18 protein-coding genes, 2 tRNA genes, 1 rRNA gene and 2 pseudogenes are annotated in these 22780 nt (G+C 43.0%); 10 read left to right on the forward strand and 13 right to left on the reverse strand.

Annotation, left to right across the window (positions count from 1 at the left end; genetic code table 11):
* Positions 1-194: 194 nt before the first annotated feature.
* The 7 genes from RNZ41_RS10610 to dprA form a co-directional block, all read right to left on the reverse strand.
* Positions 195-270, reverse strand: a tRNA-Ala gene (locus tag RNZ41_RS10610).
* Positions 271-355: 85 nt separating this feature from the next.
* Positions 356-432 (reverse strand) — tRNA-Ile (locus RNZ41_RS10615).
* 135 nt (positions 433-567) lie between these two features.
* Positions 568-2099, reverse strand: a 16S ribosomal RNA gene (locus RNZ41_RS10620).
* A 445-nt stretch (positions 2100-2544) separates the two neighbouring features.
* Positions 2545-4467: a molecular chaperone DnaK gene (gene dnaK / locus RNZ41_RS10625; RefSeq protein ID WP_060994956.1), complete on the reverse strand. Its 1923-nt coding sequence runs from the start codon at positions 4465-4467 to the stop codon at positions 2545-2547.
* A gap of 161 nt (positions 4468-4628) precedes the next feature.
* The gene (gene grpE / locus RNZ41_RS10630) at positions 4629-5210 is read right to left on the reverse strand and encodes a nucleotide exchange factor GrpE (protein WP_065253958.1); all 582 of its coding nucleotides are present in this window, start codon (positions 5208-5210) and stop codon (positions 4629-4631) included.
* Positions 5211-5449: 239 nt separating this feature from the next.
* A complete protein-coding gene (locus tag RNZ41_RS10635) occupies positions 5450-6055 on the reverse strand; it encodes an L-threonylcarbamoyladenylate synthase (protein WP_096488249.1) in 606 nt (201 codons plus the stop codon).
* A 49-nt stretch (positions 6056-6104) separates the two neighbouring features.
* Positions 6105-7334 (reverse strand): DNA-processing protein DprA, encoded by a 1230-nt coding sequence (dprA, locus tag RNZ41_RS10640; RefSeq protein WP_314027255.1) that lies wholly within the window; start codon positions 7332-7334, stop codon positions 6105-6107.
* A 35-nt stretch (positions 7335-7369) separates the two neighbouring features.
* Between dprA and RNZ41_RS10645 the strand changes: the two genes are divergently transcribed.
* Complete coding sequence (locus RNZ41_RS10645; protein WP_007117429.1) at positions 7370-7507, forward strand: hypothetical protein; 138 nt, start codon at positions 7370-7372, stop codon at positions 7505-7507.
* Here RNZ41_RS10645 and RNZ41_RS10650 read toward each other — a convergent pair.
* On the reverse strand, positions 7504-8607 hold the full coding sequence (locus tag RNZ41_RS10650; protein WP_314027256.1) for a LysM peptidoglycan-binding domain-containing protein: 1104 nt from the start codon (positions 8605-8607) through the stop codon (positions 7504-7506). The two genes, RNZ41_RS10645 and RNZ41_RS10650, sit on opposite strands and share 4 nt — an antisense overlap.
* A gap of 384 nt (positions 8608-8991) precedes the next feature.
* Here RNZ41_RS10650 and def point away from each other — a divergent pair, with 384 nt between their 5' ends.
* Complete coding sequence (gene def, locus RNZ41_RS10655; protein ID WP_314027257.1) at positions 8992-9522, forward strand: peptide deformylase; 531 nt, start codon at positions 8992-8994, stop codon at positions 9520-9522.
* A gap of 22 nt (positions 9523-9544) precedes the next feature.
* Entirely contained in the window at positions 9545-10147 is a 603-nt protein-coding gene (gene hisB, locus RNZ41_RS10660) for an imidazoleglycerol-phosphate dehydratase HisB (RefSeq protein WP_135887807.1), read from the forward strand.
* A gap of 93 nt (positions 10148-10240) precedes the next feature.
* Here the strand turns inward: hisB and RNZ41_RS10665 are convergent, their stop codons facing one another.
* On the reverse strand, positions 10241-10729 hold the full coding sequence (locus tag RNZ41_RS10665) for a YajQ family cyclic di-GMP-binding protein (RefSeq protein ID WP_036591734.1): 489 nt from the start codon (positions 10727-10729) through the stop codon (positions 10241-10243).
* Between the two features lie 277 nt (positions 10730-11006).
* Here RNZ41_RS10665 and RNZ41_RS11810 point away from each other — a divergent pair, with 277 nt between their 5' ends.
* On the forward strand, positions 11007-11753 hold the full coding sequence (locus RNZ41_RS11810; RefSeq protein WP_409950579.1) for a glutathione peroxidase: 747 nt from the start codon (positions 11007-11009) through the stop codon (positions 11751-11753).
* A 47-nt stretch (positions 11754-11800) separates the two neighbouring features.
* On the opposite strand, the gene RNZ41_RS10680 is transcribed toward RNZ41_RS11810, so the two are convergent.
* Positions 11801-13774: an ATP-binding cassette domain-containing protein gene (locus RNZ41_RS10680; RefSeq protein ID WP_314027258.1), complete on the reverse strand. Its 1974-nt coding sequence runs from the start codon at positions 13772-13774 to the stop codon at positions 11801-11803.
* Between the two features lie 132 nt (positions 13775-13906).
* Here RNZ41_RS10680 and erpA point away from each other — a divergent pair, with 132 nt between their 5' ends.
* On the forward strand, positions 13907-14239 hold the full coding sequence (gene erpA / locus RNZ41_RS10685; protein WP_065253985.1) for an iron-sulfur cluster insertion protein ErpA: 333 nt from the start codon (positions 13907-13909) through the stop codon (positions 14237-14239).
* A gap of 295 nt (positions 14240-14534) precedes the next feature.
* Here the strand turns inward: erpA and RNZ41_RS10690 are convergent, their stop codons facing one another.
* A complete protein-coding gene (locus tag RNZ41_RS10690; protein WP_472828420.1) occupies positions 14535-15599 on the reverse strand; it encodes an IS701 family transposase in 1065 nt (354 codons plus the stop codon).
* A 170-nt stretch (positions 15600-15769) separates the two neighbouring features.
* Here RNZ41_RS10690 and RNZ41_RS10695 point away from each other — a divergent pair, with 170 nt between their 5' ends.
* The 3 genes from RNZ41_RS10695 (at position 15770) to RNZ41_RS10705 (ending at position 18565) form a co-directional block, all read left to right on the forward strand.
* Entirely contained in the window at positions 15770-16126 is a 357-nt protein-coding gene (locus tag RNZ41_RS10695) for a roadblock/LC7 domain-containing protein (RefSeq protein WP_050326054.1), read from the forward strand.
* Between the two features lie 214 nt (positions 16127-16340).
* Complete coding sequence (gene gshA, locus RNZ41_RS10700; RefSeq protein ID WP_314027260.1) at positions 16341-17906, forward strand: glutamate--cysteine ligase; 1566 nt, start codon at positions 16341-16343, stop codon at positions 17904-17906.
* A gap of 134 nt (positions 17907-18040) precedes the next feature.
* Positions 18041-18565, forward strand: a complete 525-nt coding sequence (locus tag RNZ41_RS10705; RefSeq protein ID WP_050326056.1) for a disulfide bond formation protein B — start codon at positions 18041-18043, stop codon at positions 18563-18565.
* Between the two features lie 74 nt (positions 18566-18639).
* On the opposite strand, the gene guaA is transcribed toward RNZ41_RS10705, so the two are convergent.
* Entirely contained in the window at positions 18640-20223 is a 1584-nt protein-coding gene (gene guaA, locus RNZ41_RS10710; RefSeq protein WP_314027261.1) for a glutamine-hydrolyzing GMP synthase, read from the reverse strand.
* Between the two features lie 488 nt (positions 20224-20711).
* Here guaA and RNZ41_RS11815 point away from each other — a divergent pair.
* Both RNZ41_RS11815 and RNZ41_RS11820 read left to right on the forward strand, forming a co-directional pair.
* A pseudogene (locus RNZ41_RS11815) lies at positions 20712-21176 on the forward strand (hypothetical protein); the annotation flags it as partial.
* A 66-nt stretch (positions 21177-21242) separates the two neighbouring features.
* Positions 21243-21605 (forward strand): annotated as a pseudogene (locus tag RNZ41_RS11820) (glycine zipper domain-containing protein); the annotation flags it as partial.
* A gap of 538 nt (positions 21606-22143) precedes the next feature.
* Here the strand turns inward: RNZ41_RS11820 and RNZ41_RS10725 are convergent.
* A complete protein-coding gene (locus RNZ41_RS10725; protein ID WP_065253948.1) occupies positions 22144-22734 on the reverse strand; it encodes a manganese efflux pump MntP in 591 nt (196 codons plus the stop codon).
* Positions 22735-22780 lie beyond the last annotated feature (46 nt).

The raw sequence follows: 22780 nt of genomic DNA on the forward strand, positions 1-22780 counted from the left end.
CTTTGGGTCTGATTGGCTGATTACTAAGGTTAATTATCTTCGTTGGAACTTGATAATTAACCCAGACTCATTTCTCTATGTTGTTATTGAATTATCAGACCTTCGTCAGGTCGTGATTTCTGATAAAACAGATTGAAGTAATCTCTTAATACTTACTAAATTACTCTGTCTGCTTTATAACGTTAAGCTAATTATGGTGGAGCCAAGGAGAGTCGAACTCCTGACCTCCTGCGTGCAAGGCAGGCGCTCTACCAACTGAGCTATGGCCCCTGAGCAAGGATCAGCAAAGCATCGCTTTGCCCGAGCGCAAGAGAATTTACGAAGTAAATTCTAAAGCATTTAACCTCTGGTTAAATGGTGGGTCTAATAAGACTTGAACTTATGACCCCTGCCTTATCAAGGCAGTGCTCTAACCAACTGAGCTATAGACCCTGAACGAGGATTAGCAAAGCATCGCTTTGCCCGAGTGCAAGAGAATTTACGAAGTAAATTCTAAAGCCGTAACCCTCGAATTAGCTTTTTATACACAAGAACAACTTGCTGTGAATTCTCACTTAGTGCTTTAGTTAAGGAGGTGATCCAGCCGCAGGTTCCCCTACGGCTACCTTGTTACGACTTCACCCCAGTCATCGACCACACCGTGGTAAGCGCCCTCTTACGTTAGGCTACCTACTTCTGGTGCAATAGACTCCCATGGTGTGACGGGCGGTGTGTACAAGGCCCGGGAACGTATTCACCGCAGCATTCTGATCTGCGATTACTAGCGATTCCGACTTCATGGAGTCGAGTTGCAGACTCCAATCCGGACTACGATAGGCTTTTTGAGATTAGCATCACATCGCTGTGTAGCAACCCTCTGTACCTACCATTGTAGCACGTGTGTAGCCCTGGTCGTAAGGGCCATGATGACTTGACGTCGTCCCCGCCTTCCTCCAGTTTGTCACTGGCAGTATCCTTAAAGTTCCCGGCTTAACCCGCTGGCAAATAAGGAAAAGGGTTGCGCTCGTTGCGGGACTTAACCCAACATCTCACGACACGAGCTGACGACAGCCATGCAGCACCTGTATGTGAATTCCCGAAGGCACTCCCGCATCTCTGCAGGATTCTCACTATGTCAAGACCAGGTAAGGTTCTTCGCGTTGCATCGAATTAAACCACATGCTCCACCGCTTGTGCGGGCCCCCGTCAATTCATTTGAGTTTTAACCTTGCGGCCGTACTCCCCAGGCGGTCTACTTATCGCGTTAACTGCGCCACTAAAGTCTCAAGGACCCCAACGGCTAGTAGACATCGTTTACGGCGTGGACTACCAGGGTATCTAATCCTGTTTGCTACCCACGCTTTCGAATCTCAGTGTCAATATTATGCCAGGAAGCTGCCTTCGCCATCGGTATTCCTCCAGATCTCTACGCATTTCACCGCTACACCTGGAATTCTACTTCCCTCTCACATATTCTAGCACCACCAGTATCACATGCAGTTCCCAGGTTAAGCCCGGGGATTTCACATGTGACTTAATGAGCCACCTACACTCGCTTTACGCCCAGTAATTCCGATTAACGCTCGCACCCTCTGTATTACCGCGGCTGCTGGCACAGAGTTAGCCGGTGCTTATTCTGCAGGTAACGTCTAATCTAATGGCTATTAACCATTAGCCTCTCCTCCCTGCTTAAAGTGCTTTACAACCAAAAGGCCTTCTTCACACACGCGGCATGGCTGGATCAGGGTTGCCCCCATTGTCCAATATTCCCCACTGCTGCCTCCCGTAGGAGTCCGGACCGTGTCTCAGTTCCGGTGTGACTGATCATCCTCTCAGACCAGTTACAGATCGTCGCCTTGGTGGGCCTTTACCCCACCAACTAGCTAATCTGATTTAGGCTCATCTAATAGCAAGAGCTTGCGCCCCCTTTCACCCGTAGGTCGTATGCGGTATTAATTCGAGTTTCCCCGAGCTATCCCCCACTACTAGGCAGATTCCTAAATGTTACTCACCCGTCCGCCACTAATCATATCTAGCAAGCTAGATAATCATCGTTCGACTTGCATGTGTTAAGCCTGCCGCCAGCGTTCAATCTGAGCCATGATCAAACTCTTCAGTTTAATCTTTCTATCTATTGTCATCGCTATGCGATGTCAATAGATTTAATTTGTTGACTCAATTATTTATACTGTCTTTGCTCAAATAAACTTACGAGTATCTTCACTCTGACAATACAATTAATTAAAGTCTTAATTTTATCGCCCTAAGTGAAAATCCACACAAGTTGTTCTTGTGTTCGTTGTTATTTAGTGTACCAAAGATATCGTCTATCATCTGGTGAGCTTGATATTGTAATATGTTTTGTTTTACTCTGTCAAGCTTTATTTTAATTCTTTCTAAGCTTCGTAACTTGTTTTACTTATTTGTAAACTCTTCGTCGCTCAGTGGTGGCGTATTATACGTGAATCTGGATGGGTGTCAACACCTTTTTTAAAAATTTTCAAATAAAATAAAAAATACCGCCTTGCGGCGGTATTTTTATCGAGGCTTTAATCGGTGAACTGATTATTTATTGTCATCTTTTACTTCGGTAAATTCTGCATCAACGACCCCATCATCTTGCTTGGTTTGTTGAGGTTGTGCATCGCCCGCTTCTGCCGTAGCGCCTGTGTCAGCATAGATTTTTTGACTAACAGGTAAGAAGGCATTGTCTAGGGCTTCAAGTTTTGACTTGATATCATCTAGATTATCTTCTTTGACAGCCAATTCTAGCGCTTTGATAGCGTCTTCTACTGCAGTTTTGTCGCTATCGGTTATTTTGTCAGCCGCATCTTTCATAGCTTTTTGTACGCCATGAATACGACCGTCTGCTTCGTTACGTACTTGCGCAAGTTCAGCAAATTTGGCATCTTCAGCGGCATTGGCTTCAGCATCACGAATCATCTGCTCAATTTCAGTATCTGATAGACCTGAATCGGCTTTAATTTGGATACTTTGTGCTTTACCCGTACCTTTGTCTTTAGCCGAGATATTCATGATACCATCAGCGTTGATGTCAAAGGTAACTTCAATTTGCGGTACGCCACGCGGTGCGGGTGGAATATCGGTCAAATCGAAACGTCCAAGCAATTTGTTTTGTGCGGCAATTTTACGCTCACCTTGGTAGACCTGAATAGTTACTGCTGGTTGGTTGTCATCCGCTGTAGAAAACACTTGTGATTTCTTGGTTGGAATCATGGTGTTTTTCTCGATGATTGGCGTCAACACACCGCCCATGGTTTCGATGCCTAGGGTTAATGGTGTTACGTCAAGCAGTAGTACGTCAGTTTTGTCACCAGACAGTACCGCACCTTGAATCGCTGCACCCATCGCTACGGCTTCGTCAGGATTCACATCTTTACGTGGCTCTTTGCCAAAGAATTCTTGAACACGCTGTTGCACCAGTGGCATACGGCTTTGACCACCTACCAAGATAACGTCATCAATATCAGACGCTTTTAAGCCCGCGTCGCTCAGTGCGATTTTACAAGGCTCAATGGTACGGTTGACAAGCGCTTCAGTTAAGCTTTCTAACTTGGCACGGGTTACGTTTACCACTAAGTGTTTTGGACCTGTCGCATCGGCAGTGATATACGGTAAGTTAATATCGGTGCTTTGCGAGCTTGAAAGTTCGATTTTTGCTTTCTCTGCTGCCTCTTTTAGGCGCTGCATTGCCAGCGGGTCACCTTTTAGGTTCACACTGTTTTCTTTTTTGAATTCTTCAACCAAATAGTCGATTAAGGTCAAGTCAAAGTCTTCTCCGCCTAAGAAGGTGTCACCATTGGTTGAAAGCACTTCAAATTGTTGCTCACCATCAACGTCTGCGATTTCGATGATTGAAATATCGAAAGTACCACCACCTAAGTCATAAACCGCAATCTTACGGTCTGCACCGCCTTTTTTGTCCATGCCGTAAGCTAAGGCTGCCGCTGTAGGTTCGTTGATGATACGTTTGACATCAAGACCGGCGATTTTACCTGCGTCTTTAGTGGCTTGACGTTGGCTATCATTAAAATAAGCAGGTACCGTTACTACCGCTTCGGTGACGTTTTCACCCAGATAATCTTCTGCAGTTTTTTTCATTTTTTTCAAAACTTCAGCAGAAATTTGAGGTGGTGCTAATTTTTTATTGTTGATATCAACCCAGGCATCGCCATTGTCAGCTTTGACAATTTTGTATGGCACCATGCCGATGTCTTTTTGCACGACTTTGTCTTCAAACTTACGACCAATTAAACGCTTGATAGCAAATAAGGTATTTTGTGGGTTGGTTACCGCTTGGCGTTTGGCTGATTGACCTACCAAGATTTCACCGTCATCTTTATAGGCAACGATTGATGGGGTAGTGCGTGCGCCTTCAGCATTGTCGATGACTTTAACTTTGTCACCTTCCATCACTGCAACACATGAGTTGGTTGTACCTAAGTCAATACCAATAATTTTAGCCATGATTAAATTCTCCAATTTTTATTTTGAGGGTAAGTGGTGATGAGCACCACGTTGTCTTGTATTTTTATATCGGTTTAACGATGGTTTTTTTCAAGCAGTTAGCAAAAGTTTTTTGCTACAGTTGTAACCAATCAGTCAATCCGTGGTTTACTGCTTGCTTACTAGCTACCTACGCGAACCATGGCTGGGCGCAATAAACGCTCATGTAGTGTATAACCTTTTTGTAGTACTTGACCGACTTGGTTGGCGCTCGCTTCTGGGTCGATACCCACGGCTTCATGTAGGTCGGCATTAAATGTTTCGCCTTGTGGATTGACCACTTTAACACCGTATTTTTCTAGCACCGCAATCAGCGATTTGTGGGTGAGTTTGACGCCTTCAAGCACAGGATCATTGTCAGATTGGCTGCTTTCAATCGCACGTTCAAGGTTATCAACAGTGTCTAATAGGTCTTTGGCAAATTTTTCTAAAGCAAATTTTTTGGTTTTTTCGGTTTCTTGCTCCATGCGGTTGCGCGCATTGTAGGCTTCAGCATTGGCACGGGCATGGGCTTCTTTGGCTTCTTTGACTTGACCTTCAAGCTCGGCAATACGCTGCTCGTAGGTGCTCAAATTGATGTCGCTAGGAATGGTTTTTTGCTCGTTACTTGGCTCAAACTGTTCCATGGCATCTTTTAACTCCGTTGAGACGGCGTCAGTTTGATTTTGCGGTTGCGTATTTTGGTTGTTATCAGCTGAATTCATCAATCATCACTCCTATTATCAAAGTAACCGTCACCAAGGTAACAGTTACACGTTAAAACGGTTAAAGTTATTGGCTTTGATAATGGTTAATTCCTTTGATTTCAAGAGTGATTCGCATTATTTGCGGGTCAAAATGACGTTTTTCCTATGAAATCCACACTAAATTTGCGTATTTATGAAATTAGGGATTAAAAATCGCTAGAAACATGGTTAAAAACAACATTGCTAAAAACAAGGCATTAAGCGCGTACTTGTTGTTGGGTTAATGCATCAAAAATCTGGCTAGGTCGAACAAATCCAAGGGTGTCGCCAAGTAAATAACCGATGGCATCACCAAAGTAATGATAAGCAGCCGCGAAATCAGTAGCAGGTGTTAGCCCCGATAGGTTACAACTTGTGGATACCAAAAATCCAAACGGGTTATTGTTGTCTGCGTGTGCGATGTGATTGCAAAGTTCGGCAATCATCGGATGGCTAATCACCCGTATGGCTAAGCTATCTCGCCCACCTGTGACCCACTCGGGGATTTTGCCTTGCAATGATGCAGGAATCGGTAACAACCAAGTGGTGGCTTGTGCATCGCTAGACTGCCAACTTGCCGCAATGCTATCGACTACTTGCTGTGGTAACGGCTGTAAGAATGGCTGAATATGGGCGATATCGCCTGTGATAACAATCATACCTTTTTCGATTGGACGTTGTTTAATCGCTAAAATCTGTTTCACTGCGGTTTCGTTAAATGGGTCACAGCCGATTCCCCACACCGCTTCGGTTGGATAAGCCAGTAGATTGCCGGCTTGTAGAAATTGCTGAACTGCATCGAGCTGGGTGTCATTAAATTGCATTATATACCTCGATTATTTTGTAGTTTTTTTTGCTTATCGCTTATCAAAATTAAGGGCGGCAGCGCATATACAGACCGCCGCGCTGCATCACCAATCCCATTAGCTCAAGCTCAATCAGCCAGCCCATAAGTGTCGCAATATCGGTGCGGGTCTTATCGACCAAGCTGTCTAAATCTTGCCCGACCCAATCGAGTTGATTAAGTAGTGTCTGCAAATGCGGGGGCACATCCATCGCCAATGTCGCTTGGTGCGGCTGGGTTTTTGGTGCTGATTCGGACGGTAATTGAGGGCTATTGCTCACTGCCTGTGCAACTATCGGCGCTGTTTCAACCTCGGTGGCTTTGACAATCGGTGATTTAAAAATTGATAAATCTTCCAAAATTTGTGATGGATGATCGACCAAGGTCGCACCTTCACGAATCAATTGGTGGCAACCTTTGGCGTTGAGGTTATCAATATGACTAGGAATAGCAAAAACTTGTTTGCCTTGCTCGTTGGCTTCTCTGGCCGTGATGAGCGAGCCACTTTTTGCAGCCGCTTCTACAACCAAAGTTGCTAAACTTAGCCCAGCGACGAGACGATTGCGCCTTGGAAAATGGTAGCGATTGCTCGGCATATCAGGCAATAATTCACTAATGACGCAGCCACCTGACGCAATAATATGGGCTTTAAGGCTGGCGTGATTTTTTGGGTAACAGTGTTTAATACCATTGCCCAGTACCGCAATAGTACCACCTTGTGTGGCCGTCATCTGTAAACTTAACGCACCTAAATGTGCTTGTTTGTCAATTCCTTCTGCCATGCCACTGGTGATCCATAAGCCTTCGTGCGCCAAATATTGCGCCATATCAAAGGCAATTTTTTCGGCATGTGGGCTAGGTTTACGACTTCCAACGATCGCCAATTGTGGTTGGCTTAAGGCAGATAAGTTGCCTTGGTACAATAGCAAAGGGGGTGGGTCATAGATGTTTTTTAACTGATTCGGATATAAAGGGTCATTATCAAACACCACACCATACTGCCCTTGTAATAGTTCTAATAGCGTATCATTCAAAAACTGGCTGGTTCGACTGGTGCTGATAAACTCAGCAAAGCGTTTGTGGTGATTATCATGCAAGCCCAGCGCTTGCCAATCTGCCAGCTTGGCTTGAATCGCTTGTTCAGCGCTACCAAAGCGCGCTACAAGCTTGTTATAAACAGGTACAGATAAGTTCACTAAATGCCATAACAATAAGGCAGCCTGCTGTGCGGGGTTTAGGTTAGGCTGATAGTCCTGCATCACGTATATTCCTTGGGCATGTATAGGGCTTATGAATGTTTGCTATTATAAATTTTTCTCACGATAAAAACTTTAAAGACAGCAAAGCCAGTCAAGGTGACTGGCTTTTGAACGATCGCTTACCAATCAAGCATAAGCAAGGGCAAGCAAGCAAAGGCAAGCAAGATAGTTAGTTGCCGACCGCAGGCAATAAGAAATCTTGCTCATGAATCGGTGATTCTGCATCGAGTACATAAGCGTAGCTAATATCGTTAAATGCTTTAAATACCATCACATGACCGATTTGCTCACTTGGCAACCTTACTGCCCCACCTTTCACGGATGAATAGTCGTCCAAGACTAAAGCGCCTTTTTGATAAACTGTCAACACATCGCCTGGCTCAGCGCCTTGGCTGGTGCCCAAATTAATGGCAATCACCCCATCTCGACCGGCACTACTAATTGAGTTTAAAATACGAATCACGCGACCGCCACGGGTAACGCTGGCAGGTTTTGGATAAAACGCAGGTGGTAAGTACTGACCGACTTCGACAAACACACGGTCACCTTCGCGCACTTCTTGACCATACGATTTTTTAAGCTCGATACTAGAAACACCGTTTGATGCTACGCTAGTGACGATACCTGCGGCAACTTGGGTGACTTCAAGACCGATGACTTTACGGGTGGTTGGGTCAACATACGGTTCGCCCTCACGATACACACCATAGCGTTGTCCCACAATGAGTGGTACGCCTTTGGCATAGATTTTGTTACCGACACCTGTGATAATGTTTTTATCTTTTGAAGCCAGCACATAAGGGGTATTTTTAAAATCATCAGGCGATACGATGATATTGCGCTCAAGCCAAGTTTCAATGGCAGTCAAAGGAATCGCAGGGATACTACCTGCGGCACTCACCACCGTGGTTGTAGTGGTTGGCGCGCTCATGGCTTTTTCAATGCCTGCACAGCCTTCCCCCGTGTCTACACCGACCAATTTTTGCCCTTTAATCACACATAAGATAATCACATCTTTTGGATAAATCAGATGCGGATTACGAATCTGCTTATTGGTCGCCCAAATTTCTTTCCAGCGCCAAGGACTTTCTAAAAATTTACCGGAGATATCCCAAAGCGTATCACCTTTTTTTACCACATAACGGTTGGGCGCATCGGCTTTGATACGAGGCGGCGGATTATTAGCAGCGGCTAGCGAAGTCACTGTCATACCAAGGGTTGCCAACAAAGCGAAGGATAATTTTTTCATTGTCGTGGTGTTATAGTTTGTCATAGCCCAATACTCAAGGTCAACGGCTTAACGCTTTAAAATGGCATATGCTTTACCATCACTTATAAAAATCATAGCCGAATGTTGTGTTATGTGTCGCAAAATCACCCATAATTTGCACTATGTAAATTTTGGTTAGCATAGCATAAAATTATTGGAGCTTCATAAATTTTCTCTTTGATTCTCTTTAAATAGTTTTTTTAAATAATTGGTTTTGGTGGATTTTAATCACTCAATCATTATCATTGATTATTTGCTATTGTGAAGCGATTGGTTTGCACCTATATATAAGTTATAGTAGCCAAACTCTAGCGTTTGCGTTACCCTATGTCAATTTTTTTAGATAATTTTTGCTTTATTATTTGCCTTATTAACAGTTGATTGATTATGACTTTACGTACCATTTTAAATTACCCAGATCCGAGGCTTCGTACCCTTGCCAAGCCTGTCACCCATTTTGATGATAACCTAAAAAACTTGATTGATGATATGTTTGAAACCATGTATGCCGCCAAAGGTATTGGTCTGGCGGCAACGCAAGTGGATGAGCATATTCAATTGGTGGTGATGGACTTATCTGAAGATGGCAGTCAGCCTCGGGTGTTTATCAACCCTGTTATCACCCCATTAGCCGATGAATTATATAGCTACGAAGAAGGGTGTTTGTCTGTGCCAGAGTATTATGACAAAGTCGATAGACCCAAATATGTCAGAATTGAGGCTGTCGACGCGCAGGGTAACCCGTTTGTTGAAGAAGCACAAGGCCTACTTGCCGTATGTATCCAACATGAAATTGACCACTTAAATGGTAAAGTTTTTGTGGATTATCTATCCAAGCTCAAACAAGACCGTGCGCGTGATAAAGTGCGTAAAGTTATCAAACAGCGTGAAAAAGATGCTGAACATAAAAGACTGTGATTTTTAACTGTAAGGGAAAACCATGACCACTCGCCCATCGCGTATCGCCACTGTCACACGAAATACCGCCGAAACCCAAATCACCGTATCTATCAACCTTGACGGTACCGGTCAAGGCAACATTGACACGGGCGTGCCATTTCTTGATCACATGCTTGACCAAATCAAACGACATGGCTTAATTGACATGGATATCACCTGTAACGGTGATACCCACATTGACGACCATCATAGTGTCGAAGATGTCGGTATCACGCTAGGTCAAGCCTTCAAACAAGCGATTGGCGATAAAAAAGGCATCGTGCGTTATGGACATTTTTATGCGCCACTCGATGAAAGCCTCTCCCGTGCGGTAGTGGATATTTCAGGTCGACCTGGACTGCACATGGATATCCCTTTTACCCGTGCGATGATTGGTGGGTTTGATGTGGATTTGTTCAGTGAATTTTTTTATGGCTTTGTCAATCACGCCATGATAACTATTCATTTGGATAACTTAAAAGGTAAAAATAGCCATCATCAGATTGAAAGTACGTTTAAAGCCTTTGCTCGTGCGCTGCGCATGGCGGTAGAATATGATGAACGCGCACTCGATAGATTGCCGAGTACAAAAGAAAGTCTTTAATAGCAACCTGTAAAAATAAAAGCCCTGTTTGAGAAAAGGGCTTTTTTTATGCTAGTTGTTTTGTACTAATTTTTGCGTGCTAATTTTTGCGTGTTAGTCTTTAAAATTATTAAATTGCAGTGGCACACCAAATTGCTTTTCTTTCAAAAACGCCATCGCTTGCTGTAGCGTGTCTTTTTTCTTATCATTAACTCGTACTTTATCGCCTTGAATCGCTGCCGATACTTTCAAATCCGACTCTTTTAATGCCTTGCTGATTTTTTTGGCGGTATCGCCATCAAGTCCATCTTTGAGATTGACCACCTTTTTCATTTGTTTGCCCGAGCCTTGATTATCCTGTGGGTCGAGCGACTGCAAATCTACCCCACGTTTTATCATGTTTTTCTCAAGCATGGCATACACATTTTCCATCTGTAACTCATTGTCTGCGGTGATGGTAATTTTTTTGTCTTTTTCATTCAGTTCGACTTTAATATCGCTGCCTTTAAAATCAAACCGGGTGGCGATTTCTTTCTCGGTATTTTGCACAGCATGTTTAACTTCAAATAATTGTAATTCTGAAACCACGTCAAATGATGGCATAAGGTTTTCCTTATCAAATTTGTTGAATAAAATCTAAAAAAATCTGCCCTATCATAACTGATTTTGTCAATTTTTAACAATTCGCGGACTGTTATCACCACAGTTAATAATATAAAATAAATCATAAATTATATAATGATTTAAAATACTGATTAAAATAATTAACTTTTTAATAATGCTGATTACAGTTTTTTACCTTATTTGTTTGTATAATGAGTAAATAGATAGGTAATTTACTAAAAGTAGTATAACAATTTACCATAATAAGGAGTAGGATATGGCGTTTAGCGATATGATTGGCAAACAAGTGCCAAGCGTGACTTTTCATACCCAACAGCAAGGCAAATGGGTAGATGTTAGCACGGATGAATTATTTAAAGGCAAAAAAGTCGTATTGTTCGCCTTACCAGGGGCATTTACACCAACGTGTTCATCACTGCATTTACCCCGCTATAATGAATTGGCAACTGAATTTAACAAACTAGGCGTTGATGACATCGTATGTGTCTCGGTCAACGATACCTTTGTCATGAATGCTTGGGCAAAAGACCAAGACTGTAGCAATGTGACTGTGATTCCAGATGGCAACGGTGAGCTTACTGAAGCGATGGGACGCTTAATTGATGACTCAGCGATTGGGTTTGGCAAACGTTCATGGCGTTATTCGATGCTGGTCGATGATGGTAAAATCGTTAAAATCTTTGACGAACCCCAAGACAGCGACAGTGATGACCCATACGAAGTATCAGATGCTGATACCATGATTAAATACATTGACCCAAACTGGCAAGACAAGCCTTCTGTCTCAATTTTTACCAAGCCTGGTTGCCCACATTGTGCCAAAGCCAAAGAAACGTTAACACAAAAAGGCTTCCAGTTTGAAGAAATCGTACTTGGTAAAGACGCCAGTATTACCTCAGTACGAGCCATTACGGGTCGTGAAACTACCCCACAGGTATTTATCGGTGGCAAACACATCGGTGGTAATGATGATTTACAAAAATATTTTGCTGATGCAAAATAATGTTAGATTAAATAAAAAAAGACAGTCTAGGCTGTCTTTTTTATTGGCTAGTTAAAATTATTTTCCATCTCTTCAAGTGCCATCATTAAATTCATCACCTGCTCTTCGACTGCTTCAATGTCACTTTTTAATGCCGTCTGCTCATCGAGCAACGTTAACAAATCAGCTTTTCGGCTATCATCATACAGACCTGCATCACCCAACTTTTCTTCAATCTCACCTAGCTGCGCCATGAATTTTTCTAGTTGCTTTTCCTCGTTTTCGATTTTTTTACGGATGGGCGCGGTGAGTTTACGCTGTTCAGCGGATTTTTTGCGTTGTTCTTCTTTAGATAATGCATTGGTTACGCTAGACGTTTCACGTGAAACATCTGTTTTATGGTCGGCTAATTTTTTGTCTTCGAGCTTTTTATTGTCGTTCGCTTGTTTGGCTTGCTGCTTACGGGTTTGTGATAACCACTGACTATAATAAGCGATGTCATTGTCAAAGACATTACATTGCCCATCATGCACCAAATATAACTCATCGCAAACATTGGCTATCATTTCTCGGTCATGTGACACCAGAATGACCGCCCCTTCAAATTCTTGCAAAGCCATGCTCAATGCTTGCCGCATCTCCAAATCTAGGTGGTTGGTCGGCTCATCCAGTACCAAGACATTGGGACGCTGCCATACGATGAGCGCAAGGGTAAGTCTTGCCCGCTCGCCGCCAGAGAACAACTTGCTTTTTGTATCAATGCGCTCACCGCGAAAATCAAAACTCCCTAAAAACGCGCGTAAATCAGCGTCTGAGGTTTTGCCTGCGAGACGCTGCAGCATCAACATGGGTGATGCTTCGCCATCGAGGCTATCCATTTGGTGTTGGTTAAAATACCCTAGCACCAAACTATCTGCGGCTTTACGCGTCCCAGACAAGATAGGTAACTCACCCACCAAGCCTTTAATGACCGTTGATTTGCCTGCGCCATTCATCCCTAGCAGACCGATGCGGCTGTCAGGGGTAATTTGTAGGCGAATGTTCTCGATGAGTGCTACACCGTTGTAGCCGACACTGGCATTATCTAGCACCAGTAATGGCGATGTTAATTGCACAGGGGATTTGAACCGAAATTGAAACGGATTGTCGGCCATGATGGGCGCCAATTCAGTCATCCGTTCCAGCTGTTTGACACGGGCTTGCGCTTGTTTGGCTTTGGAGGCTTTGGCTTTAAAACGGCGGATAAAATCTTCAAGGTGGGCACGGGTTTCTTGCTGTTTTTCAAACTGTTGCTGCTGCTGGGCTAGGCGTTCACTGCGGGTACGCACAAAGGTGCTGTAATTGCCTGTATAAAGGGTCATTTGTTGGTTTTCAATGTGCAAGATATTGCTCACCACATTATCCAAAAACGCTTGGTCATGCGAAATCATGAGTAACGTGCCGTCATAGGCTTTGAGCCATTCTTCAAGCCATAAGATGGCATCTAAATCCAAGTGATTGGTCGGTTCATCAAGCAACAATAAATCCGCTCGGCTCATTAAGGTTTTGGCAAGGTTTAGGCGCATGCGCCAGCCCCCTGAAAAACTACTCACAGGTTGGCTTTCTTGAGCGACATTAAAGCCAAGTCCTGTCATGATTTGAGACGCTTTTGCAGGGGTACTATAGCCATGGATATCATCAAAGCGCGCGTGCACATGGGCAAGCTCATCTTCTGACAAGGTATCTGAATGGTTAATCTTATCTTGCAGCTCAAAGTATTCTTTATCGCCACTCAACACAAAATCTATCGCCGATTGGTCAGTGCTTTCAATCTCTTGCGCCATATGACCGATTTGCCAACTGCTTGGAACCGATAGACTGCCTGTGTCGAGTGCCAATTCGCCTTCGCCCTTTTGGCTCAATAGCGTCGCAAAAAAACTGGATTTACCTGTGCCATTGTTGCCTGTTAACCCGATTTTCCAACCTGGATGGATTTGCAAATTAACATCTTTGAATAATACCCGCCCATCACGGCGAATACTGGCATCTTTTAGTTCTATCATAATCGGCTCAAAACTCAAAAAATTTGACTAAAATTAAATGGGAAAATTCTTGATAGTATAAAGCAAGCACCCCATAATAAGAAAAAAGTTTTTATAAGGAATACTCCGATGAGCGATACCGTAACTGATAGTATGGTTGATGGCATGACCTTGACCGACAATGCTGCTAAAAAAGTGCGTAACCTACGTGATTCAGAAGGTAATAACGACTTGATGCTGCGAGTATATGTGACGGGTGGTGGCTGTTCGGGTTTTTCGTATGGTTTTAATTTTGAAGAAAACTTGGGCGATGATGATGCTACCTTTAGTAACGATGATGTAGCATTGGTTGTTGATAGTTTGAGCTACCAATACCTACATGGCTCAACCATTGATTATGTGGAAGGATTAGAAGGCTCGCGTTTTACCGTCAACAATCCAAACGCCACCACGACTTGTGGTTGTGGTTCGTCATTTTCTATCTAGCTTTACTGACTAATTTTACTGGGATTCTTTACCTAGTTCATTTGCATAATTAAAAGGCTTTAGCTTAAATATAGCCAGCAACTGTTAAGTTTAGCCTTTTAATTTTCATTCATCCTGTATTTGTTACCTTTGAACAAAATCATCTACATTTTTTCAGCGTTTATCAGATTTGATTTGTGTCGTTAGCCTTTATCCGTAATAATGATTTTATCAACAGCGTGATGACACTTAACCGTGTTATCATCAAGTACCCTAATATAGGTTGATATTAATTTATTCTTGTTAATTACTGAAGTTACGCACCGCTAATAGCCTTAAGCTGGGCAAAAGCCGACTGATTAGCAGAAATTAGTAACTTCGTACGCAAAGCGAAATGATTTAACTTGGTTTTGATTTTCAAACACTCAAGCTTAAACACCGCATACGTGGCTAAAAACATATGATTAAACCGAACCCTTTGGCTATGAGCAGGCGACTTACCCAAATTGGCATTTTGCTTTAACGACTTATGATACACTTCAACCTGCCATCGTTTTTGATAGCCGTTGATAAATTTATCCTTGTCGCATTGCAAATCTGAGCATACCAGATATAACACCCCTGTAGAATCGTCCTTGTTTGTAAAGACTCGGCGTAATAACAAGACTTCATCATGATAGTCATTTAAAAAGCCGTGAACAGGGGTATTATCGGGTAGATTAGATTCATCAATACGTACAAAGTTACCTTTTTCTCTATCATCCGCGGTTAAAGCCACCAAGCGATTTGACTTTAACGCAAAGATGAAATGCTTGTTAGCTTTACGAATATGTTTGAATGTCGCTTTGGCTGAAAACCAAGAATCGGCTAATACATAGTCGAATTTGACTTGGTTTTTGATTGCGCTATCAAACATATCAAGCAGTCGCTGATTTTTGGTTTTATCACTTTTACGTTTAACGTTGCCTTTGTCATCGGTAAAGACATTGGGTTTGGTGATGATGTCAAAGCTTAAGGGTATGTCGATATCTTTGCGATGATACAGACAGTTAAGCAGGTTAATGCCTTTAACATTTTTGTTTTGGGTGTGGTCGTAGTGCCAGCAGTTGATGTCGTCGACGCTTGTGTGCGGTTTGGGCTGTATGGTGTCATCAAAGATGAGATAGCCGATGGCATTGGGTGTGGCATTTTCATGCTGTCTTAGCATGGGTTTAATCAGTTGCCATTGTTCTTTGGCGGTGAGTGTTTCACTGTTTAGAAAGCGGGTGATGCTGTCAGGGTAGATGCTCCCTTGTAGTAGATTGGCAAGTCCTGTGGCGGTGGTTTGCCCAAAACTTGCAATGAGGTAGTCGCTGTAGAGTTCTATCATGTCTTTGTTCATTTGTTTACTCTCGCTGACTGCTTTTTTTGTTATGATAGCGCTTTTTTAAAGGGCTGCGTAACTTCAGTTAATTACTTAATGTTAAATATGTTAATGATTTAAGTTTGTTAGCTAAGCAATTATTAATAAGCAATCTTTATTGTTAATTTAATAATACCAAGGAGCTTATCATGGCTAAATTATCTTTAGACTCACTCAATAACATCGACGGTTTCATTGCAGCTGCATTGGTTGACAGCGAATCAGGTCTAGCCCTTGCCACAACGGGTAATGGTATCGACCTTGAAGTTGCAGCAGCGGGAAATACTGAAGTAGTACGTGCAAAACGTAAAGCTTCTAAAGCTTTAAACCTTAATGATAATATCGAAGACATCCTAATCACATTAAGTAAACAATATCACTTAATCCGTCCGCTAGTCCGTAACGAAAACCTATTCTTGTACCTAGTACTTGATCGTCAAAAATCAAACTTAGCCATGGCGCGTCATGAATTAAAAGGGTTTGAGACTGAATTGGATTTCTCTTAATGCCTTGCTCTTAATTACAAGTGACAGATGTCAAGTAAAAATTACCAGTTAATCGAGTAATACGATAGTTTTTATCATACCCACGGTATTTACTGTGGGTTTTTACGTTTGGCGATTATTGCAATTGGTAATTTCGTCATCACGATATTTTGATAGTGTTTGTATAGATTTGGTGGCATAATTTCACACAATTAACAATAATTCTAGGATAACTATGACCCAAGCGCCTCAAACTTGTACTTCTTTGCAGCTACCTACTTGGCTGACCGCTGAAAACATCCATGGCATGCTACGGGGTATCGAAAAAGAAGGCTTACGTATGAGCCCTGAGGGATATATCGCCACTACCCCACACCCGGCAAAGCTTGGCTCAAAACTCACTCACCCTTTTATTACTACTGACTACGCCGAAAGCTTGTTAGAGCTAATTACTGAGCCAAAAGCCACGGTGAAAGAAGCGCTTGATATGCTGCGTGATTTGCATATTGTGGTACAAAATGCTTTGACCGATGATGAGCTGTTTTGGTCGATGTCGATGCCTTGTATGATTTCGGGCGATGAAGATATTTTGCTGGCCGACTATGGCACCTCAAACTCAGGTAGACTAAAAACCTTATATCGTCACGGTCTAGGCATCCGCTATGGTCGCCGTATGCAGACCATTGCAGGATTGCATTATAATTTATCATTTGGTGATAATTTATTCACCGCTTGGCAACAGCAGTTAGGTGATACCCAGCCATTAACTGAATTTAAAAATGAAAAATACTTGGGTTTGATTCGTAACTTCAAGCGTCTGAGTGGTATGGTACTGTACTTGGTTGGTGCAAGTCCTGCCGTGTGCGCGTGTTTTTTAAAGGGTCGCGAGCATCCGCTAAAGCCAATAAACGCATCAACTTACTATTTACCCAACGCTACCTCTCTGCGTATGAGCAAACTGGGTTACCAAAATAGCGTACAAGATGATTTAGACATCCGCTACAACAGTCTCGATGAATATGTCGCAGGTTTGCGTAATGCCATCCACACGCCGCATCCTAATTTTAGCGCGTTGGGACTCGATGATGACAATGGCTATCCCATTCAAATCAATGACCATATTTTACAGATTGAAAACGAGTACTACAGCCCGATTCGACCCAAACAAATCACCCAACCTGGTGAAAACCCCAGTGATGCCTTGGCCAAGCGCGGTATCGCTTATGTGGAACTCCGAGCGATTGACTTAGATCCGTATAGCGAAATCGGTATCAGCCTAAATACCGCCTGTTTTATGGAAATTTTGGCGTTGTACTGTCTATTGCTGGATAGTCCTGACTTATTGCCCGAGGAAGATGCCCTACTTGCTCAAAACCAAGAAAAAATTGTCAATCAAGGGCGCGAGCCAAACTTAATGATTGATACAATAGCGGGTCAAGTCGCATTTAAAGACTGGCTAGTACAGCATTTGCTAGATATGCGTAAGCTATCAGAACTCATGGATGTCACCTATGGTAGCAATGATTACCGCAACGCGTGGCAATCGATGATGGCAAAAGCGCAAAATCCCGACAATACCCTATCAGCGCAAGTGTTAGCCGATACCAAACGCTTTGATAGTAGCTGGCAGTTTGGTAAGTCACTGGCGCAAATGCATGCCAATCGCTTAAGACATCAAGGATTGGTCCCTGAGCAAATGACTTACTTCGAGCAGCTTGCCAAAGACTCTGTGCGTGAGCAGGCTGATATCGAGCAGAATGACACACAAGATTTTTATGCATATGTAGGTCAATTTCGCTAATTAGTAGGTGCTAGTTATCAGGTGCCAGTTAGCAGGTATCGTTGCGCTGATTATTTTATAGGGTTAAATTTCTAAAATTCTAAGCGCTATTGTTTGGCTTATTCTTTTTCACTAAATTGTTTGATGGTTGTTTTATGCGTGATGCTTCATTGACCCACAGCTTGTTAAGTTATCGGGGACTGGCAGGACTATTGACGTTAGCCAGCATTATAGGCATGAGTTTCGCCTATTTTTATTTGCAAGAGGTGGTAAAATTAGACCCGTGTCCGCTGTGTATCTTTCAGCGAGTGGGTTTGATTGTGATGGGGATTTTTGCCTTTATCGCCTTTTTGCTCAATCCAAAACAAGCTTGGGCAAAGATTTTGTTGATGTTTGGCGCGCTGCTTGGCATTTTGTGGTCAATTGCTGTGGCGATTCGCCATGTATGGATTCAACACCTGCCACCTGACCAAGTCCCCTCATGTGGTCCTGGGTTAGACTATTGGATGGATACGCTGCCGATTGCACAAGTGCTGAAAGAAGTATTTAAAGGTTCTGGCGAGTGCGCGGTGATTGACTGGACGTTTTTAGGCTTTAGTATCCCAGAATTATCACTGGGGTTTTTTAGCATTTTATTGGTAATGATTGTTTTGGCGATACGTAAAAGCAATACTCGATAACGCTATCGGTCGTGGTTTAACCCCATAAAAAAGGCGATAATCAATCGCCTTTTTTATTAGCTTTTTTAGTCGCTTTATTCCCATTCAATGGTCGCTGGTGGCTTACTTGAGATATCGTAGGTCACACGTGATACTTCTTTGATTTCATTCATGATGCGATTGGACACTGTTTCAATCAAATCATACGGTAAATGCGCAAAACGTGCTGTCATAAAGTCAATGGTTTCAACCGCTCGTAACGCAATCACCCACGCATAGCGGCGACCATCACCGACCACGCCCACTGACTTTACAGGTTGGAACACCGCAAACGCTTGTGCGGTTTTATCATACCAACCAGATTTTTCCAATTCTTGCATAAAGATGGCATCGGCTTGACGCAAAATATCGGCATATTCTTTTTTCACTTCACCCAAAATACGCACGCCTAGACCTGGACCTGGGAAAGGATGACGATAAATCATTTTTTCAGGTAGCCCTAATGTCACACCGAGCTTACGCACTTCATCTTTAAACAAGTCACGTAAGGGTTCAACGAGTTTGAACTGCAAATCGTCTGGCAAGCCACCAACATTGTGGTGCGACTTGATTACATGCGCTTTGCCTTGGTGACTTTTTGCAGATTCAATGACATCGGGGTAAATGGTCCCCTGTGCCAAGAATTGAATGCCTTTGCCCTCAGCCGACAGTTCACGTGCGGTATCTGCAAACACATCGATAAAGGTTTTGCCAATGATTTTACGTTTGGCTTCTGGATCGCTAACGCCAGCTAATGCGGTTAAAAAACGTTCTTCAGCATCCACGCGAATGACTTTAACGCCCATGTTTTCAGCAAAGATTTGCATCACTTGGTCGCCTTCATGGAGCCGTAACAAACCATTATCAACAAACACACAAGTTAGCTGCTCGCCAATCGCTTTGTGAAGCAGTGCGGCTACCACCGAGCTATCTACGCCGCCCGAAAGTCCCAACAACACTTGCTCATCACCAATTTGTTCTTTTAACTGCGCCACACGCATCTCAATGATGTTATCCGGTGTCCACGCATTGGCACAGCCACAGATTTGGTGCACAAATCGGCTAATCAATGCTTCACCTTGCAGCGTATGGGTCACTTCTGGATGAAACTGCACTCCGTAATAATGCTTGCTTTCATTTGCCATCGCAGCAATTGGACAGCTTGGGGTTATCGCAGTTACTTCAAAGCCTGCAGGTAACTCAACAACTTTATCGCCATGACTCATCCAAACGTGTAATTTGTTGGGCTCATCTTCAATGCCTTTAAAAAAGCTATCTTGAGCGGTTTTTTCAATGATAGCAGCGCCAAATTCTTGGTGGCTACTGGCTTCAATCTTGCCACCGAAACGGTCTGCCATCGCTTGCATACCATAGCAAATGCCTAGCACAGGCACATTGATATCAAATACGGCGTCATTAATTTTTGGGCTATTTTCTGCATACACGCTTTCTGGACCGCCCGATAAAATAACCCCTTTTGCACCAAAGTCGCGGATACGCTGTGCGTCAATATCGTATGGGTACATTTCACAGAATACCCCTGCTTCACGCACGCGGCGCGCAATCAGTTGACTGTACTGTGAACCATAATCCAATACCAAAATACGGTCTTGTTTGATTGAGTTGTTGGATGTTGACATACAAGCCTCTTTAAATTTAGGTAAATAGCTTAACTGAACCGATGCTAACAGGTTTCAAAAATTTATGGGTATTGTACCAATTAACGGCTTTATTTGCTGATTTTTATAGGGTGAAAAATAGCTACATGAATGTTTTAAGTAAAAATTTTTCTTAAAAAATTTCTCTGATAAACAGTCTTTACTTGCGTTTTTTTGTATCTCTTTCACCAATTGATTATCTTTGTTACACAAACATCATCTAATAGGCTTTAGGTTTACCAAACTCTACGAAAAAATTGCTGATATTGCTACAGATTAGACGCAAAAATTTATTATTATGAAACAGTAATAACCGGAAACGGTTTTACGAAAAATTGATTTTAATTTATGCATTTTAAGTTAACGTCACGTTTAATCGTTTTTCGACAATAAAAATAACAGCCGTATTAAAAATTTTTTCTAAATACTAGTATGGCTTGGATAAAAAAACTTCAAATGAGGATACAATCATGGTAGATAATATTAATAATTCAGACTTAAACCGCGACCCTATCACTGGTGAACCAGGCTCACATCCAATCGGTACCGCAGTAGGCGGTATGGGTGGTGCTGCTGCAGGTGCAGCTATCGGTGCTATTGGTGGTCCATTAGGTATGTTAATCGGCGGCGCAATTGGTGCAATCGCTGGTGGTGCTGCAGGTCATGCCGCAGGTGAAGCGATTGATCCAACTATCGAAGATACTTATTGGAACGATACCTATTCACAAACAACCTACTATAAAGATGGTTATGATTATACCACTGACTATCAACCAGCTTATGCCGTCGGCTATGCCAATCGTGCAAAATACCCAGCTGGCACAACGTTTGACAGTGTTGAATCAGACCTTGAACGTAGCTGGCATGAAGTAAAAGGTAATTCACGTCTTGCATGGGAAGATGCCAAAGAAGCCATTCGTGATGGTTGGGATAGAACAGACGCGCGTATTGCTGGTCAGGAATATTCACCACGTCTTCGTACGGTGGATGGCTATGCAGAAGGTGAAGAAAAAGGTCATCCTGTTGCTACTGGTACAGGTGCATTAGGTGGTGCCGCAGCAGGTGCAGCCGTTGGTTCAGTAGCCGGTCCTGTTGGTACCTTAGTGGGTGGCGCTATCGGCGCGGTAGCAGGTAGCGCGGCAGGTCATGAAGTCGGTGAAGCAGTCAATCCTACCACCGCTGAAGATGCTTACGAAAAACCTCACCCAGTTGCCAGTGGTTCTGGGGCACTAGGTGGCGCCGCAGCCGGTGCAGCCGTTGGTTCAGTAGCGGGTCCTGTCGGTACCTTAGTGGGTGGCGCGATTGGCGCTGTAGCTGGCGGGGCAGCAGGTCATGAAGTCGGTGAAGCAGTCAATCCAACTGAAGCAGGCGAACAGCGTAAAGAAGCTAACCCTGTTGCCAGTGGTACAGGTATGGCAGCCGGTGCCGCTACAGGCGCAGCGATTGGTGCGGTAGGTGGTCCCGTAGGTTCAGTGGTGGGTGGTGCAATTGGTGCTGTAGCAGGTGCAGCCACAGGTAATGCCGTAGCAAATACGCTTGAAGGTAATACGGAAGAAGATACCTACTGGCGCAATAACTACAATACCACGACTTACTATACTCAAGGCTATGATTACGATACCGACTATCGCTCAGCGTATGATTATGGTTATCGTGCACGTCATCATTTCAATACCGCTAATGAGTTTGAAAGTGTTGAAAATGATTTACGCACTGATTGGGAACAATTCAAAGGTAGCTCACGTTTGACTTGGGAACAAGCTCGCCTAGCAGCCCGTGATGCATGGTATCGTATTGAGCGTTAATCCATGGATTAAGTTTAACAATAAAAAAAGACTTTCATTGATTTGAAAGTCTTTTTTTATTTAACAAATTAAATTTAAAAACAAAAAAGCCAGTTTATTAAAGTACCATTTTGATGCCAATACCGATTAACACTAACCCACCAAAAATCTCAGCTTTACTCTCTAGCCAAGTACCCGATTGTTTGCCCATAAATACGCCAATAAAGCTAAAAATCCCTGTTACTACGGCAATTACTACACAGGATACATAAGGGTTGACTGGGATTAAATTTAAGGTAAATCCAGCTGCCATTGCATCAATACTGGTTGCAATCGCTAAAGTAGTCATGGTTTTATGCGTAATAACAACATTGGCATCATTGGCGATATCTAAAGCAATATTGTGCGGGGTAGAATCTTGTAATGTGGCATCTTCATCATCGCCAGATAAAGCTTCATACAGCATTTTTCCACCAAGCCCCACCAAAATAATGCACGCAATCCAAGGCGCCCAATTTGCGATAAATCCTAAGATTGAACGTCCACCGAGATAACCAATCAAAGGCATTAAGCCTTGAAAGACGCCAAAATATACGCCTGCCATTACCGCAATTTTTGTCGTATCTTGGCGGTGTTTGGCACCCAATCCAATCGCTACAGCAAAGGCATCCATCGATAAGGCTATCGCTAGCAGTAATAAAGCAATCATGTGATATCTCTTTTAAAAATTCAAGCTCAAATAAAACCACCTTATT

Origin of the sequence: Moraxella sp. DOX410 (assembly GCF_032248735.1) — a bacterium.
Classification (GTDB): domain Bacteria; phylum Pseudomonadota; class Gammaproteobacteria; order Pseudomonadales; family Moraxellaceae; genus Faucicola; species Faucicola tetraodonis.